At 51.0% G+C, this 16290-nt stretch carries 14 protein-coding genes; 5 read left to right on the top strand and 9 right to left on the bottom strand.

Translation table 11 applies throughout. The annotated features are described in order from the left end of the window. Positions 1-36: 36 nt before the first annotated feature. The 3 genes from B036_RS29780 to B036_RS29775 all read right to left on the bottom strand — a co-directional run bounded on the left by B036_RS29780 (position 37) and on the right by B036_RS29775 (position 3757). On the bottom strand, positions 37-1662 hold the full coding sequence (locus B036_RS29780) for a S8 family peptidase (RefSeq protein ID WP_020569878.1): 1626 nt from the start codon (positions 1660-1662) through the stop codon (positions 37-39). A 377-nt stretch (positions 1663-2039) separates the two neighbouring features. Next, on the bottom strand, positions 2040-2321 hold the full coding sequence (locus tag B036_RS0116705; protein WP_020569876.1) for a hypothetical protein: 282 nt from the start codon (positions 2319-2321) through the stop codon (positions 2040-2042). A 77-nt stretch (positions 2322-2398) separates the two neighbouring features. Next, positions 2399-3757 carry a vanadium-dependent haloperoxidase gene (locus tag B036_RS29775; RefSeq protein WP_020569875.1) on the bottom strand — a complete coding sequence of 453 codons (1359 nt, stop codon included), beginning with the start codon at positions 3755-3757 and terminating at the stop codon, positions 2399-2401. A gap of 367 nt (positions 3758-4124) precedes the next feature. Between B036_RS29775 and B036_RS0116690 the strand changes: the two genes are divergently transcribed. Then, positions 4125-5045: a hydroxypyruvate isomerase family protein gene (locus B036_RS0116690; RefSeq protein WP_026232060.1), complete on the top strand. Its 921-nt coding sequence runs from the start codon at positions 4125-4127 to the stop codon at positions 5043-5045. 77 nt (positions 5046-5122) lie between these two features. On the opposite strand, the gene B036_RS0116685 is transcribed toward B036_RS0116690, so the two are convergent. From B036_RS0116685 to B036_RS0116665, 5 genes are all read right to left on the bottom strand, one after another. Continuing rightward, a complete protein-coding gene (locus tag B036_RS0116685; protein ID WP_020569873.1) occupies positions 5123-6310 on the bottom strand; it encodes a hypothetical protein in 1188 nt (395 codons plus the stop codon). A 203-nt stretch (positions 6311-6513) separates the two neighbouring features. Next, positions 6514-7059, bottom strand: coding sequence for an acetolactate synthase small subunit (gene ilvN, locus B036_RS0116680; RefSeq protein WP_020569872.1), 546 nt, complete (start codon positions 7057-7059; stop codon positions 6514-6516). A gap of 124 nt (positions 7060-7183) precedes the next feature. Next, positions 7184-8935 (bottom strand): biosynthetic-type acetolactate synthase large subunit, encoded by a 1752-nt coding sequence (ilvB, locus tag B036_RS0116675; protein ID WP_020569871.1) that lies wholly within the window; start codon positions 8933-8935, stop codon positions 7184-7186. 51 nt (positions 8936-8986) lie between these two features. Further along, entirely contained in the window at positions 8987-10669 is a 1683-nt protein-coding gene (gene ilvD / locus B036_RS0116670) for a dihydroxy-acid dehydratase (RefSeq protein WP_020569870.1), read from the bottom strand. A 238-nt stretch (positions 10670-10907) separates the two neighbouring features. Continuing rightward, positions 10908-11564 carry a hypothetical protein gene (locus tag B036_RS0116665; RefSeq protein WP_020569869.1) on the bottom strand — a complete coding sequence of 219 codons (657 nt, stop codon included), beginning with the start codon at positions 11562-11564 and terminating at the stop codon, positions 10908-10910. Positions 11565-11866: 302 nt separating this feature from the next. Between B036_RS0116665 and B036_RS0116660 the strand changes: the two genes are divergently transcribed. Then, positions 11867-13147, top strand: a complete 1281-nt coding sequence (locus tag B036_RS0116660; protein WP_083926239.1) for an ankyrin repeat domain-containing protein — start codon at positions 11867-11869, stop codon at positions 13145-13147. Positions 13148-13322: 175 nt separating this feature from the next. Here B036_RS0116660 and ahcY read toward each other — a convergent pair whose 3' ends face one another. After that, a complete protein-coding gene (gene ahcY / locus B036_RS0116655; protein WP_020569867.1) occupies positions 13323-14636 on the bottom strand; it encodes an adenosylhomocysteinase in 1314 nt (437 codons plus the stop codon). A 346-nt stretch (positions 14637-14982) separates the two neighbouring features. On the opposite strand from ahcY, the gene B036_RS0116650 reads away from it, so the two are divergent. The 3 genes from B036_RS0116650 to B036_RS0116640 all read left to right on the top strand — a co-directional run. Further along, a complete protein-coding gene (locus B036_RS0116650) occupies positions 14983-15375 on the top strand; it encodes a hypothetical protein (RefSeq protein ID WP_020569866.1) in 393 nt (130 codons plus the stop codon). Positions 15376-15481: 106 nt separating this feature from the next. Further along, positions 15482-16033 (top strand): S41 family peptidase, encoded by a 552-nt coding sequence (locus B036_RS0116645; protein WP_020569865.1) that lies wholly within the window; start codon positions 15482-15484, stop codon positions 16031-16033. 44 nt (positions 16034-16077) lie between these two features. Next, the coding region (locus tag B036_RS0116640) for a transposase (RefSeq protein ID WP_020568836.1) at positions 16078-16290 on the top strand (213 nt) is incomplete at its 3' end.

The raw sequence follows: 16290 nt of genomic DNA, 5'->3' as shown, positions 1-16290 counted from the left end.
GCCAAACGACCTCTCCTCCCTTTTTCTTTAATCCTTTTACTTAAACATCATCAGCGACTCGTCACGTTTAGCCACTTTTTTCTTCTTGCCTTTCGTAAGCTCAGCAAGCTTCACGGCAGTGTAAGCATTGGCCAGACCACCGGTGGTAGACAGTTCAGAGAAGTCAACCATTTCCTCAGAGCCCGGCTTGGTTACCATCAGACTAGCCGGAATTGCGGATTCCAAAATGATCTCACGGACCTGTGTCGCTTTCAGATCAGGGAAGTAGCTGCGAAGGAGGGCAGCAATACCTGCTACCATAGGAGCAGCCATTGAAGTCCCCTGCAGGTTACTGTAACCGTCGTCGGGAACCGTGGAGTAAATCTGCGCACCCGGAGCAAAAACATCAACATACTTACTGTTGTAGTTCGAGAAGCCAGCAGCCAATCCATCACCGTAATCGGGCGTAGCAGCACCAACTTCAATCCAGGTCTTAACCGTTTTCTTCTTGCCTTCGTAGGTATCGTTTGGATAGTGGTTCTTCAACGTCAACATTTTCCCATCGTTACCAGCAGCGTGTACGAGAAGAACATCGTTCTTTTCGGCGTACTTCATCGCCGCATCCACGGCCTTTTTGTAGGGGCTCTGGCCTTTACCAAAGCTCATATTGATTACGGATGCACCGTTGTCAACGGCATACCGAATGGCGTTTGCAACGTCTTTATCCCGTTCGTCTCCGTTAGGAACTGTACGAATAGACATGATTTTCACGCTTGGTCCACCGACGCCGTTCATTCCAACATTATTGTCACGAACTGCAGCAATAATACCAGCTACGTGGGTACCGTGCATGGCATCAGGTCCTTCTACGTCGTTATTACCGTAGTTACGGTCATCCAGGTTGCCCGGGTTATCGCCTACGATATCGCGAGCGTCAAAATCAGGGTTGTAGTTGTATTCGATCGTTTGCTTCAGGTAGCTGGCGTAGCCTTCTATTCCGTCATAGAAATCGGCAAAAGAACCGCCTTGAGCGGTCGCTCTTGCCACCATTTGCTTTACGGCATTTGTTCCCTGGTCATCGGAGGTAAGTGCTTCGATGTCGGATGCAGTAATATCCGTCGGCTTCTTGCCGATTTCTTTAACCACACCATCGATCATGTTCATCATTCCAATAATCTGACCTGCCTGCGGGCCCATTTCTGACTTCTTGTCTTCGATGACTTTTTCGTACTCCTTAAACAGGTCGAATTCAGCTTTCTCCGCCTTACTCAGGCCATCGCGGTTGCGGTTGTTGTATTTTGCCTTGTAGGTATTGTACAGGCGCACCACTTCCAGGTTTTCGTAGTTGACATTGCGGCCATCTTTACCGCCGATGAAGTTCCAGCCGTGCACGTCGTCTACGTAGCCATTGTTATCGTCATCGATGCCGTTTCCAGCGATTTCCCCCGGGTTATTCCAGATAATGTCTTTGAGGTCTTCATGCTCTATATCGACGCCAGAGTCAATTACGGCCACGACAACGTCCTGAGCTTTTTTGCCCTTCAGGTAGTTGTGGGCTTTCTGAGCACTGACGCCGGGGAAGGTGTCGTCGGTACGGTCAAGATCCCACCAATTCTGTGGGGCAGTCTGAGCAAATAGCCCGGCCGTACATAGCATTAGGGCAAAAAAGAGTAGCTTATTCATATTTGATTGGTAGTTTGCTGCAAAGAAAGCAATGTTTCCGCGTTTTGGTTCTACGTGATGGGCTTTCGACGGCCAATCCTGTCAAAACAATGACGGAAGTTGCTGTTTTGTCGGTAAACGTATCGAAGCAAGGAGTGATGCTTAAGGTGGTCTTAAAGTTTAAAATGAATGGAGGGAATGAGCGAGTTGCTGAGTGGCGAGTTGCAACCGCAAGTACCGTTCGTATCGCCTCACTCCCTCACCATGGCAAACAAGCGCAGCCCAGTGAGTGGTCACAGCGGCAGCGACTCACACATTCTTGCATTCACCCATTCAATTTTCAGGCGCGGACGCAGGTGCAAGAGAAAAAGATTACGGAGCAAAGTTAGAAAGGCAGACTACAAACTAGCCCATACCAGCATCCCCACGCAGACCAGTAGCAGACCTACCGCAATCCAATGCACAGGTCGTTGCACTTTCTCCCCTCTTATTGCTTTCCAAAAGTTAAACCCCAAATAGGCCACCAGGGCCAGAAGTGCGGGAATGGTTAATAGCTCCACAAAGACCCCGATCAACACGTAATCCAGCTCAAAGTGAATGGCCAACTGCAGAAGGATAAAGTAAGTCAGCAGGATCAGGCTAAAAAAAACAGGAAGAAGCCGAGAGGAGGAGTTGACCATATTAATTCGAGATTTTCAATTGAATAAATGCTGTGTCCTGAATGCTGGATGATGAGCCCCCGAATTTTGAGAACTGGCTATTCCTCCCGTTGCGTAATCGCCGCCCGCGGCTGGATTCGGCTCAACATATGCTTACCAACAGCTTCACCCTGGGTGATGCCGTAGTCGATGGCTGGCCGGTAGTGAATACCGCCATAAAGGCGGCTGACCGCAGCCTCTTCACTTGCCGCCAGGAAGCTGTCGTAACTGCGGGTAGGCAGGTCGTACTCCTCTTCCGAATCGTCATCAAAGGCAAAGCTGTCGCCAAAGATATCGGTGAGCACGATGGCGCAGGCCCGGCTGACCACCGAGTGGCCCGAAGTATGCTCCGGAAACGGAGGCGTTTGCAATAGTGGTCGCCATTCCTCATCAATGTGACGGTTAATAAAGGTTTCCGGACGGACGAGCGAAGAGCGGTATTTCTCATCCCAGCAACTGATGAAAGCATCGTGCATAGCCATAGAAACCATCGCGTAGGCTTCGGCCGTCTGGGCAAAGTCCGCCTTTGCCTTACGTGCTGCGATGGCAGAAATATTGACCCAGTGGCCACCAGGCGTAATCTTCTTTGTAGCAAACATTACGTGGCCAACATGATGGCTTACGTAAGGATTGCAGTCCCAAAATTGAGCGATGGCTTTGCGTTCTTCCATTTCCGTTTCTTCCACACCGTTGAAAACATTGTAAACTTCCAACACACCATCCCACCAGGCGGTGCCCTCTTCTTCACTGTACTCGGTGGGAGGCAAGGGCTTAAACTGCTGGGCACTATCCAGGGCGAAAGTGCGGATTTTTGACCAGGCTGGTTCTATACCGTCCATATAATCGGGCGGCGTGGGTTGCCATTTACTGGGATCGTTGGTGATGGAATATTTAGGGAAGGTGCGTGATTGCTTGTAGACATCACCGTCGTACCAGGCGATAACGTGGTCGGCGATGGCGTGGCCAAAGGCCACAGAAGCGGTCATCGTTGCTTCTGGAACGCCGATTTCAGCGAATTCCTTAAAGATTTCCATTTCAAAAGCTTCGATCTTTTCTTCGCTGAAGATGAGGCTTTTTCCCACTTTTAGCTGCGCTGCGACAGCAGCAACCGGGTAAGCGATCTCCACCTCCGCTGGCGCCGAAGGGAGTTCATTGAGGTGAGGAATCTGGCCAGCCAGCGACTGAAGCGCAGGATCCCCCGCAGCAATGGCCTCGTAGCCTGCGATAGAGGAATACGCATAGATTCGACCCGCTACTGGCGGACTGAAGATGTCGTGTACAATCACATCGGTCAATTGCTTGACCGAGCGGTGGTAAAACTCTGGCTTGGCTACCTCCTCCTGGAAGTTAGGATTAACATCCTCACCACAGGAGAAAAGAAACAGCGCAACGGAAAAAAGTGTTATTAATCTAAGCATGGTAAGTTTGGATAGGTAGAAACTTGTTCCCCGGTACTTGTGCCGGCCGACTCTTTACCGGCACAAGTGCCGGGGAACAATGTCTTTGTCAGACCACACAAAGGTAGCTATTGGTATGATGCTGTGGAAATGAGCTTTGTCAGTGGAGGACTTGTTTTGCAGCCTTTAATCTGATCGATGTCTTTTTGCTTCCCGATGTAGTTCTGGGCGGATACGGAAAAGGAGAAAAAAAGGGAAAGCCGTAAAAGAAAGAAGGAGCGCATGGAGTGATTTTGGCAATAATATCGGGGTTTTGCTCATTCATCCCTTTTCCTTGCACCTGCGTACCCGCCCAAAATCCTATCTTAACACCAAAATCAACCGATCCATGCAACGCAGAAAAGCACTTCAATTTACCGCCTCCCTTCCTCTACTTGCCGCCGGCGCTGCGGCAAGCGCCACCACGGTGGCTGCGGCGACTCCCCTACCCTCCGCTGAAAAATACAACCTGGCCTTCGCACCGCACGGTGGGATGTTTAAATCCCACGCCGGAGACAACATCCTGGACCAAATTCAATGGGCAGCCGACCAGGGCTTTACCGCATGGGAAGATAATGGGATGCCCAACCGGACCCCGGAAATGCAGGCTAAAATCGGAGACCTGCTCGCCAAAAACAACATGACAATGGGTGTCTTTGTCGCCAATAAGATCAACTGGCGCGAACCCACCCTCACTAACGGTGCGGGCGAGCACCGCGACGCTTTCCTGCAAGACATCCGCAACTCAGTCGAAGTAGCCAAACGCTGTAACGCCAAATGGATGACGGTAGTCCCTGGCTTCGTACAAATGCGTCTGGAACCGATGTACCAGTTTGCCAATGTAATGGAAACCCTCAAACAAGGGGCTGGTATTCTCGAAGAGCACGGTCTAATTATCGTACTTGAACCATTGAACTACCAAAATCACCCCGGCCTGTTCCTCACAAAAGCCGCCCAGGCTTACGCCCTTTGTAAGGGTGTTGACAGCCCAAGCTGTAAAATCCTGTTCGACATCTACCACCAACAGATCCAGGAAGGTAACCTCATCCCCAACATCGACGCTGCCTGGGACGAGATCGCTTACTACCAAATCGGCGACAACCCCGGACGCAAAGAACCAACCACGGGCGAAATCAACTACGGAAATGTGTTGTCCCACATCCACAGCAAAGGCTTTACCGGCGTTTACGGCATGGAACATGGCAATTCCGTGGATGGGAAGGAAGGGGAGCTTAAGGTTATTGAGGCTTACCGGTCGGTGGACGTGTAAAATCTAGTTGTCGGGGTGTCGGGTTGTCTAAAGCGCGCACCGAAAACTTGACACCTCGAAAACTCGACACCCGACAACTAGATCAACTTATAACTAGTAGCAATCCGTTCCGCCAATATCGGCTTGAGCACTTCTGCCGCATCGAGGATCAACTCTTCGTTGGAAGGGAATTGCTGCGGGCGGTTACCGATCCGGAGCCTGGTTTGGGAAGAGAGCGCGCGGCGATCGCCCTGAAAGGTGCTGGCATAGTTCTCGAAAACAGCCTCTGCCGTCAGGTCACCCTGATCGACCACCCGGCGCTGATTGATGTCATAGAGCTCGAAACTACCACTGACAACAGCCGTCTTATTCTGAAAAACTTCAAAGACATCGGCTCGAATGATGACTTTTTTAGGTTTGGTCCGGTCGTTACCCAGACTATCTTTTGCTACGTTGCCCCGCTCGTCGAGTATGTATTCTGTTCCATCAATAATCTCCTTTTCATCGATGTATTGCCGTTCGGAGGAGCGTTCCGGGCTTACGTCGATGTTGCGCATTATAATCCGTGCCACGTAATCGTACTGACGGCCCGGCTTTTTGGCCGCTTCGAAAATTCGCCACCGGTCCTGCATTTCGCTGGCATTGATGCGGAGTAATTCCTGTTCAAATCCCGCCGGGAGGTAGCCGCCCGTTGCATTCATCATTTCGACGGTAATGTACAACCGACCAAGTTCTTCTGCCTCCCGCATCAGGCTGTTTGCATTGCGGTAATCCCGCTGGTAATAGGCAATGCTTTCAAAAGACTCGTAAGCCTGCCGGGCAGCAGCCTTATCCCCCTGCCTGCCGAGCGCCAGCAGGCGCTCCCCTTCGGTATAGAGCTGAACAGCTGCCTGGTTTCCCGCTTCGTTTAACATGGGCCCTACCCGGACAAATCGCAGGTCAGCCTCATACCCGTTTTTGTCTACGAGAGGAATCAGTGGCTTTATATTAAGCTGGCGATCGTTTATTTTCCGGTAAATACTGTGTATCCGGACCCAGTCGGCGGTAGCACTTCCCTTCATTCGGTTGGCTCGATCGATGTCTTCAGCATTGGCACGCTTAAAGGCGGTTTCCAGCGCCTTCACGTATTTCGGGCTTTTATTCTTGTCCCCGACCAGCTTACGCATGGACAGTTCGATCGTTTGGTCGTAATCACCAGAATCGACCAGTGTTTGCACCTTTTTCCCGCAGCTCATCACCGACGAAATCAGGAAAAGTGCGATTAGAAGGGTGGTAATGCTTTTCATAGGTGATCAGGTTGATTCTATGAGCAAACATACGCAGATCGTTGTTTATAGTCCATAATTCAAGGGTCGAACCGCCCATAGCTGCTGCCAAAAAAGACCCTCGGGTTACTTTTAAGGTCTACTTTTGCACCTCAGATAAATTAAACCTGCAGCGCATAACGAGCGAAGCGAGCAGATTGCAGTGGAAGCACCTATGAACTTCTTTACGAAGAACTAATCCCCTTACCCATCGTAGCCAGGTAGTTGTTCAGCCGTTCCATCGGTTTCACAATCGCTACACGGCCCGAACGCACGAATTCATAGATGCCAAATTGCCGCAGGTCATCCAGCAAAGCATTCGTTTCCTGCTCGTGACCGGTTTTCTCGATCACTACGTATTCTGGCTCGATGAGCAATACCCGGGCGTTGTGCTTTCGGATCAGCTGTTCGACCTCACTGCCATTACTAAAAACATCGACGGGGACTTTATACAGGGCTATTTCCTGGTGGACGATTTCTGAATCCTCGTAATAAAAAGCTTTTAGTACGTCAACCTGCTTGTCGAGTTGAGCCACTAATTTAATCACCATCTCCTCCGTCACCTTCACCACAATGGTAAACCGGTGAATCGTCGGATCACTGCTCTGGCTGGTGGTCAGACTGGCGATGCTGAGATTACGGCGATTAAAAATGCCCACCACCCGGGAAAGCAATCCGGCCTGATCTTCTGTAAAAACAGTAATGGTGTAATTAGTTATTTCGGTACTCATTATATCTTTTTTTGGCGCGAGCGCAGGTGCAGGGAAGGGTTAAAAAAGCACGCGCTGAATGCAGTGCGCGCAGCGCACGCAAAAGGAGAAAGTTGTACAATTGGCCGATCATTCGGTAGCATGCTTAGAGGTCTTCCGGCCCCAGAATCACCTCTGCAACAGACTTACCGCTGGGTACCATCGGAAATACATTATCCAGTTTCACCGTGTGAACGTGCAGCAGGTAGGGGCCATCATGCCCCAGCATCTCCGCAATGGCAGATTTGACGTCTTTAGGGTCCCGAATGGTTTTGCCGGGGACGCCGAAACCTTTTGCAATGGTGACAAAATCGGGGTTCACCAGTTCTACCGAACTGTACCTTTCATTGTGAAACAGCTCCTGCCATTGGCGAACCATGCCGAGGAAGTTGTTGTCTAACAGTACGATTTTGACCCCCACGTTCCACTGTGCACAGAGGCCTAGTTCCTGCAGGGTCATTTGGAATCCGCCGTCACCGATAAAGGCAACCGTCTGGCGACTGGGATCGGCGTACTTTGCACCAAAGGCGGCGGGCAATCCGTAGCCCATTGTTCCGGCTCCGCCGGAACTGACCCACTGGTCGTGGCCCTCGTACTGGTAATACCGTGCGGCCATCATCTGGTGCTGGCCTACATCAGTACAAACAATGGCTTTACCTTCGGTTTGGTTACTGACTTCGCGAATCGCCTGCCCCATCCGGATTTGTCCGTCTTCGGTTGGCCTGATCGCTTCGTGAATCACCCGTTCATGCTCAATGCGTTCACATTCATTGAAGCGGGCAACCCAGGCAGGGTAAGTTTTTTGATCCACCAGTGGAAGTAATTTTTCCAAGACCTCTTTAGCATCACCAAGCACTGGAGCCTCGGTCTTCACGTTCTTGTTGATCTCTGCCGGATCCACCTCGATGTGAATCACTCTGCTGTTTGGCAGGTATTCCGACAGCTTACCCGTCACACGGTCATCGAAGCGCATACCGATGGCAATAATTACATCGGACTCATTTTGGAGGAAGTTGGGGCCATAATTGCCGTGCATCCCCAGCATTCCCGTAAACAGCGGATGCGAATTAGGGATGGTTGACAGGCCATGGCAGGTAACACCGACCGGAATTCCGGTCTTATTCACGAATTCAAGGAACGCTTTCTGGCCGTGGGCAATATGGATGCCGTGTCCGGCCAGGATCATGGGTTGTTTCGCGCCATTAATCAGCGCTGCAGCAGCTTCCAGCTGGCTGGTTTTAGGCTTATTGTACGGGACGTAGCTCCGGATGGGCAACTGTTCCGGATAATGAAAATCCACCATCGCCAGTTGTGCGTCCTTGGTGATGTCGATTAGCACTGGGCCAGGCCGTCCGGTATTTGCCACATAGAAAGCCTTCCGCATTACCCAACCGATGTCTTTAGGATCGGTAATTTGGTAGTTCCACTTTGTCACGGGGATGGTACTGTTGATGACGTCTACCTCCTGAAAGGCATCGCTTCCCAGCAGAAAGCCGGGAACCTGACCGGTAATGGCCACCAAAGGAAGAGAATCCAGCTGTGCGTCGCACAGGCCGGTGATCAGGTTGGTGGCGCCGGGGCCCGAAGTGGCCATACAAACGCCGGTTTCGCGCTTGATCCGGGCGTAGCCTTCGGCGGCATGGATTGCTCCCTGTTCGTGACGGGGCAGGATGTGCTGCAGTCGGTCTTCATAGTCGATCAGCGCATCGTAAATAGGCATAATGGCGCCGCCTGGGTAGCCGAAGATGGTGTTGACGCCTTCGTTGACCAGGCATTGCAACACGGCAGCAGCGCCGTTCATCCGGGTGGTGGTAGGCGCCTGGCCGTTCGAAGAAGTAAGGGTTGCCGTAGTACTCATAAACCTTGCTTTAAATTCTTAATAATGCACCTGCGTTCGCGCCGCAATAAATTATAAGTCGGTAACGCACCCCAGGGAGGCGCTACTAACTGACTTAGCGTATTTCTTAAGGACGCCGAATTTTGCCCGTGGCTCGGGTGCCGTCCATTTTGCCCGCCGTTCGGCGATCGTGGCCTCATCGAGCTCCGCCTCTAATATGTTTTGCTCCGCATCGATCCGGATGATGTCTCCATCTTCCAACAGGCCGATCAGCCCACCAACCATGGCTTCGGGACTGATGTGGCCCACCACGAACCCGTGGGTGCCGCCGCTGAAACGACCATCGGTGATGAGCGCTACTTTTTTGCCGAGGCCCTGGCCCATAATTTCACTCGTTGGCTTCAGCATTTCCGGCATACCGGGCCCGCCCTGCGGGCCGGAATAGCGGATAACCACTACGTCACCTTCTACGATTTCGCGCTTACCGATGGCGGTATTGGCCTCCAGTTCCGAGTTAAAAACACGAGCGGGGCCCATAAAGTGCAATCCTTCCTTGCCCGTGATCTTTGCTACCGAGCCTTCGGTGGCCAGATTTCCGTAAAGAATGCGCAGGTGTCCTGTTTCCTTAATCGGCTGATCGAAAGGCTTAATGATGTCCTGTCCCTCCTTCAGGGGTTCGGCTTCCGCCAGGTTTTCCGCCAGGGTTTTACCCGTAACGGTAAGGCAATCACCGTGCAGCAAACCGTGTTTGAGCAATTCCTTCATCACCGCAGGCACGCCGCCCACCAGGTAAAGGTCTTCCATGACGTACTTACCACTAGGTTTGAGGTCAGCAATGAACGGCACCCGGTCGCTTACTTTCTGAAAATCATCGATCGTGATATCAACATTTCCCGCATGGGCCATTGCCAGCAGGTGCAGCACTGCGTTGGTGCTGCCACCAAGGGCGATGATCGTTACCATGGCATTTTCGAAGGACTTCCGGGTCAGGATGTCGCTTGGCTTAATGTCCTTCTCCAGCAGGTTTCGCATGAATTCACCGGTCCGGCGGCAATCTGCGTTTTTGTCCGGATGGTTGGCTGGGATAGAACTGTTGTAAGGCAATGACATACCCATCGCCTCGATGGCCGTAGCCATAGTATTCGCTGTGTACATCCCGCCACACGCCCCGGAGCCCGGGCAGGCATGACGGATGACGCCCTTATATTTCTTTTCGTCAACTTCGTTAGTCCGGTATTTACCCAGCACTTCGAAGGCGGATACAATGTCCAGTTTTTCGTCTTCGTAGCACCCCGGGCTAATGGTGCCGCCGTACATAAGGATGGCGGGCCGGTTTAACCGGGAAATGCCGATCATGGCGCCGGGCATATTCTTATCACAGCCTACTACAGTTACCAGGCCATCGTACCATTGCGCACCAGCTACGGTCTCTACGCTATCGGCAATCACGTCGCGGCTGGGCAGGCTGTAACGCATGCCGTCGGTTCCCATGCTGATGCCGTCACTAACCCCAATGGTATGGTACATCAGACCAATCAGGTCCGGCTGCTCATTGATGCTCTGCTTCACATCCTCGGCCAGTCCGTTCAGGTGCATATTACAAGGGTTACCTTCCCAGCCGGTGGAAACCACGCCAATCTGCGCTTTCTCCATATCGTCATCATCCATCCCAGTGGCATAAAGCATGGCCCTGGCAGCTGGTTGCTCCGGATTACTGGTAACGTTTTTGCTGTACTTGTTTAGGTTGTGAGACATAATTTCCAAAAGGTGGGGTAAAGAAAAAGCCGCTTCCCTGTAGAGGAAAGCGGCTTTTGTCGGTTGCGTTAAGCTATGCGGCTTTCCTGGAAGGGGTGGGTAGAACCACCACCAGTACAATAAGAACCACAATAAAGAGCAACTGCGACATGAGTTAATGCTTATAACACCACTAAGGTACAATCAGGAGATGAGCATCCAAATCACTGTTGCCGGGAAATTACGACGGCAAAGCGTGTTAATACTTGCGGTGATCCAGCCGGAAGCTTACTTGCAAACCGGCCTGAAAGGTCGTCAGTGATGGATCATCAATACCAAGCGGCTGGCCATTGACATCCGTATAAAATACATCAGCGTACGGGCTCAGGCCATAACGAATGCCCACCATAGGAGTAACCGTTACCAGGTTACTCAGGCCAATGTCCAAACCAACGGCACCGCCCATGGTAAAGCCAGACTTGTTTTCATATTCCACAAAACTATCCTCTGGCATATACAAGGCATAGCCTGGGGATAATTGGACGAAAAAGCCTTTTTGTAACTGAGGGCCTTGCTTACCGAAAGTTGGGCAATCACAATCGCCGCCAAAGTCGAAAGGGTAAACGTTCACTTTGAACTGGAAGCCTGCTTCTGAGAAACCCTGGTCCTGATTACCCGTAAATTTTGTAGTTCCGTAGTAAACCGTCGGCATAAACTCTACCCGTTTTTGGGGTAAACGAAACCAATAGTTAACGCCCACTTCCCAGCCGTTCTCCAGCTCCAGTGGGTCAGCGCCCTCCAAACCATCAAGAAAGGTGGATCTTGTTTCGTGAAAATTGGCGTTAGCGATTACGCCGAATTGGGCGGATACAGAAAGGCCGCAACACAAGGCGACAAGGGTAAGTAGTGTACGCATGGGAATAAGGTATTTGTGGAGAAAACGACAGGTGAGAGTGGGGTATTTCACCCTTCTCTGAATTTTAGTTCCTTACTCTATTGCCTTCGGCCAGAGAGTAACAGGCTGTCGAATAAAGTATATACCATTCAGAAGAGTTGGTTCAAAACCTGCACTACTTATTTGAGTACCTGTCCCAGGATTAACCGCCCGGTGGATATAAAAGAGAACCCATGGCCCATCTGTAACCATTCTAAAAAAAGGAAGTACCCCTAATAACAATTAATCAGAAACCATCTTCTTTCCTCCAAACGCCCACTACAATGACAACTTTCTCTCCTCCAGCTTCAATGCTCTCTACCACCAGTAAAGCTTTCTCCCTGCTATGTCTGCTAAATCTCTTTTGGCCTGCATCTGCTTTCGGAAATGCCGCTACCCTACCACTTACCCTACTGGAGGCTGAAGCAACAGTAGAAAGTGACTGTACCGCATTAAACAAAGCTATCCGGGAAGAAAACATGGCAGACATTTCAACGCTGCTAAAAACGGTTGATGCCAACTGTGTCACCACAACCCCCGACTACGAAACCATCAACAAGGACAATGGCGAAGTTACCTGGCGGCGAGCGCATGACCGAACGCCAATCGTATCTGCAGCGCGTACTGGCAATCTAGACATCATAAACCAACTCATCGATGCAGGTGCAAGCATTGACAATTATGCCAGTCAGGATGCCCCACCCTTAAATGCTGCGGCCGAAGAAGGCCACCTGGACATGGTCAACTTTCTGCTTAAAAAAGGAGCCGATGTGCTTACTAATTCCAATGGTTACGGCACCGCGTTGAACGCTGCCGCCAGAGGGGGACACAACGAATTGGTGAAGGTGCTCCTTGCCTCAGGATCGGAAATCAACGCTCAAACTAATGGCCAGGGATCAGCCCTTAATGCCGCAGCTCGTAACGGGCACGTCAAGACCGTAGCCTTGCTGCTAGACAAAGGTGCGGACATCAACAGCCAGACCAACGGACAAGGCTCCGCCATCAACGCCGCTGCCCGCAATGGTCATAATGAGGTAATCAAGTTGCTTGCCGACCGGGGTGCCAATCTCGACATCCAGAATAACGGACAGGGATCAGCCCTTAACGCAGCTGCCAGAAACGGAAACCTGGCTACCGTAAAATTGCTGATCGCATCCGGTGCGGACCTGAACGTACAAACCAACGGTCAGGGGTCTGCACTCAATGCGGCTTCCCGCAACGGGCAAGCAGCGGTCGTCAAATATTTAATCGAAAAAGGTGCCGACCTGAACGTGCATAATAATGGTCAGGGATCCCCCCTCAACGCCGCTGCCCGAAATGGAAACAAGGAAATCGTTCAACTGCTAATCGATGCCGGTGCCGACGTCGATGCTCAGACAAATGGACAGGGCTCTGCACTGAATGCCGCCGCACGCAATGGACAGATGGACGTCGTAAAATTACTTGTTGCTAAAGGGGCAGATGTCAATATTCGCAACAATGGTCAAGGGTCTCCATTGAACGCTGCTATGCGTAATGGAAATAATGAGATTGTCGCTTACTTGTTGAAACAGGGGGCACATTGAGTAAATGCTTGAGGGTGTCTCCGCCGAAGAACTTAAATCCCAAGCATTTCGGGTGAGGATACCCTCAACCAAGTTATCATCAAAAACAAAGCGCCGACCCTCAAAACGAGGATCGGCGCTTTCTATTTTTCGGTCTAACAGCCCAACTGACCAATAGACCAATAATACCAAAAGCCTAGTACCGGTAGTGCTCCGGCTTGTACGGGCCATTAACCGGCACGTCGATGTACTCAGCCTGGTCGTGGCTCAGTTCTTCGAGTTCAACACCAATCTTGGAGAGGTGCAGGCGGGCAACTTTCTCGTCCAGGTGCTTAGGCAGCATGTAAACCTTATTTTCGTAGTTGTCGCTGTTTTCCCACAGTTCCAGTTGCGCGAGCACCTGGTTGGTGAAGGAGTTGGACATTACAAAAGAGGGGTGACCGGTACCACAACCGAGGTTCACCAGGCGGCCTTCGGCCAAGATGATGATGTCGTTACCGTCAACGTTATAGAGGTCAACCTGCGGCTTGATCTGGTCCTTCGTGTTACCGTAGTTCTTGTTGAGCCACGCCATGTCGATCTCATTGTCGAAGTGGCCAATGTTACAAACGATGACTTTATCGTTCATCGCCTTGAAGTGCTGCTCGGTGAGAATGTTGAAGTTACCGGTTGCCGTAACGATGATATCGGCACGGTGGATGGCGGTCATCATTTTCTTCACCTCAAATCCGTCCATAGCGGCCTGGAGGGCACAGATGGGGTCGGCCTCAGTGACGATCACGCGGGCACCGGCACCACGCAGGGAAGCAGCGGTTCCTTTACCCACATCACCGTAGCCGGCGACGATGGCAACTTTACCGGCCATCATTACGTCGGTAGCGCGGCGGATAGCGTCAACCGCAGATTCCTGACAGCCGTACTTGTTGTCGAACTTCGACTTGGTAACGGAGTCGTTCACGTTGATGGCGGGCATCACCAGGGTGCCTTTCTTCATCCGGTCGTAGAGGCGGTGTACACCGGTAGTAGTCTCTTCAGAGAGGCCTTTGATGCCTTTCGCCAGGTGCGGGAAATCGTCGAAGACCATGTTGGTGAGGTCACCACCGTCGTCGAGGATCATGTTCAGGGGCTCACCACCGGGGAAGGCGTGGAGCGTTTGCTCGATACACCAGTTGAACTCCTCTTCGTTCATACCTTTCCAGGCGAAAACGGGCACACCGGCGGCGGCGATAGCGGCGGCGGCGTGGTCCTGGGTAGAGAAGATATTACAGCTGGACCAGGTAACGTCGGCACCAAGCTCAACGAGAGTTTCGATGAGGACGGCCGTTTGGATGGTCATGTGAAGACAGCCGGCGATGCGGGCGCCCTTCAGTGGCTTGGAGGCCCCGAACTCCTCGCGGAGTGCCATCAGACCGGGCATTTCAGCTTCGGCGAGGCGAATTTCCTTCCGGCCCCATGCGGCCAGTTTGATGTCTTTGACTTTGTAGTTGGTCGCGGTTGCGGTTGCGGACATATTTTTCGTTTTTTTGGAGCCGCAAAGGTAGGGAATAATTGAATGAGAGAATAACTGAATAAATGAAAAGCTTACACATATGCCGTTCGTGACACTGCGCTTACTCACCCACCTAAATACAAGGAAGGCGGGAATGACCTAATGGCGGAAGCTATTCTTTCCTTCTCAGCTGCTTTTTGGGGCGGGGCCGCGGGTGCAGAGAAAGGGATAAATGGAGCAAGGGAAGAAAGAGCTGGCTAAAGTTGGGTCGAACAGAGGGGGGGGAGTTGTCGCAGTTGGGAAAACCCTAGGCGGAGGGATACCACAAAACACATCAAACTAGTACCTTGGGCTAGTAAAAAATTGAATGAGTCACCAACTAATCGAACTAAAAGAACAAGATCAACGATGGTGCAGCCTCTTGAAAAAAGGGCTCCACCTTGCAGAGGAGATAGAATTCAACGTTTTATACTCCTATCCTGGGAAAGAACTGAACATCTTTCTAGAAGAATTTAACGGCAGGCTAATTACTCCGAGCAAAGAAGAACGATTTTATTTCGATCATAAGAGAAGAATTTCGATCCCAAAATCAGAAAAAATAAGTGATTTGATGTTGTCAAAACACTTTGAGGATTGGAATGGGTCATTGGTTGAAGACCCAGCCCTCATCTATAATGGGCTTGAAATTATCGGATCGATCACCCACCATATGTTGTGCCAATTTGACGATCAATTCTTCGATAGTGCAAATCTTTCTTAGCACACCCAGTTACCGTCCATAGGCTGTAACCTTTGCATCACCGAAATCGTGTTACTCGTAAACACCCGTACCTGTTAACCACCGGTGCATCAAAACAGCTACGATTTTGGACATAAGATTACTCCCGGTACTTCTTTTACTCTGCTACTCTTGCCATCAGTCATCAGCTCCGGCTAAATCCATTGAAGGTTCCTGGGAGTCACTCGGCTACGGAAGAATCATCCACATCACGGCCGACAGTTTTCAGCTGTACGACATTACCAAAGTTTCCTGCATTCCAATTAAAGAAGGGAGCGTTGCAGATTACCAGGGCAATTACAGACTGAAGGGGGATACGCTCACTCTGCTGAGTGGCTACAGCAAGTACCAATACACGAGAATTAACCAAATCCCGGAGCTTTGCCAACAGCCTCTATCGAAGGCCAGACAGGAAGACCCAGTCTTCAATTTCGAAGTGCTGGCGGCCACCATCAAGGAACACTACGCTTATTTCAAGCTCAACGACATCGACTGGGACACCGTTTATACAAATGCACGACATAAAGTTACTGCAACCACTGCCCCTCCGGAATTATACCTAATAATGGAGCAACTCCTGGAGGACATAAATGACAATCACGGTGGTGTACGCTTCCCATTAGACGCCACCACGATTTAGTAGAAAGATAACCTTATCTTACTCACCCTCTAAATCGCGCCAACATGCGGAAAAGTAAATTCACAAAGTCTCAGAAACTTGAGGTCCTGGCCAAATGGGATGCCGGGGCAAAAATCGACGACCTGTGTCGAGAGTATCAGATCAGTACAGCTACGCTTTACAATTGGAAAAAGGAGAAAGCTACTGACGAAGACGATACTCAACGCGAGCTTAAAAAGCTTCAGCAGGAAAACGCACGTCTCAAAAAGATGTACGCT

The organism is Neolewinella persica DSM 23188 (genome assembly GCF_000373105.1).
In the GTDB taxonomy this organism is placed as follows: domain Bacteria; phylum Bacteroidota; class Bacteroidia; order Chitinophagales; family Saprospiraceae; genus Neolewinella; species Neolewinella persica.
Note: the sequence above shows the minus strand (reverse complement) of the source record. Positions and strands in the feature narration are given on the sequence as shown.

Coding starts and splice junctions, on each gene's coding strand:
- B036_RS29780 (WP_020569878.1), bottom strand. CDS start 1,662: ATGAATAAGCTACTCTTTTTTGCCCTAATGCTATGTACGGCCGGGCTA.
- B036_RS0116705 (WP_020569876.1), bottom strand. CDS start 2,321: ATGGTCAACTCCTCCTCTCGGCTTCTTCCTGTTTTTTTTAGCCTGATC.
- B036_RS29775 (WP_020569875.1), bottom strand. CDS start 3,757: ATGCTTAGATTAATAACACTTTTTTCCGTTGCGCTGTTTCTTTTCTCC.
- B036_RS0116690 (WP_026232060.1), top strand. CDS start 4,125: ATGCAACGCAGAAAAGCACTTCAATTTACCGCCTCCCTTCCTCTACTT.
- B036_RS0116685 (WP_020569873.1), bottom strand. CDS start 6,310: ATGAAAAGCATTACCACCCTTCTAATCGCACTTTTCCTGATTTCGTCG.
- ilvN (WP_020569872.1), bottom strand. CDS start 7,059: ATGAGTACCGAAATAACTAATTACACCATTACTGTTTTTACAGAAGAT.
- ilvB (WP_020569871.1), bottom strand. CDS start 8,935: ATGAGTACTACGGCAACCCTTACTTCTTCGAACGGCCAGGCGCCTACC.
- ilvD (WP_020569870.1), bottom strand. CDS start 10,669: ATGTCTCACAACCTAAACAAGTACAGCAAAAACGTTACCAGTAATCCG.
- B036_RS0116665 (WP_020569869.1), bottom strand. CDS start 11,564: ATGCGTACACTACTTACCCTTGTCGCCTTGTGTTGCGGCCTTTCTGTA.
- B036_RS0116660 (WP_083926239.1), top strand. CDS start 11,867: ATGACAACTTTCTCTCCTCCAGCTTCAATGCTCTCTACCACCAGTAAA.
- ahcY (WP_020569867.1), bottom strand. CDS start 14,636: ATGTCCGCAACCGCAACCGCGACCAACTACAAAGTCAAAGACATCAAA.
- B036_RS0116650 (WP_020569866.1), top strand. CDS start 14,983: ATGAGTCACCAACTAATCGAACTAAAAGAACAAGATCAACGATGGTGC.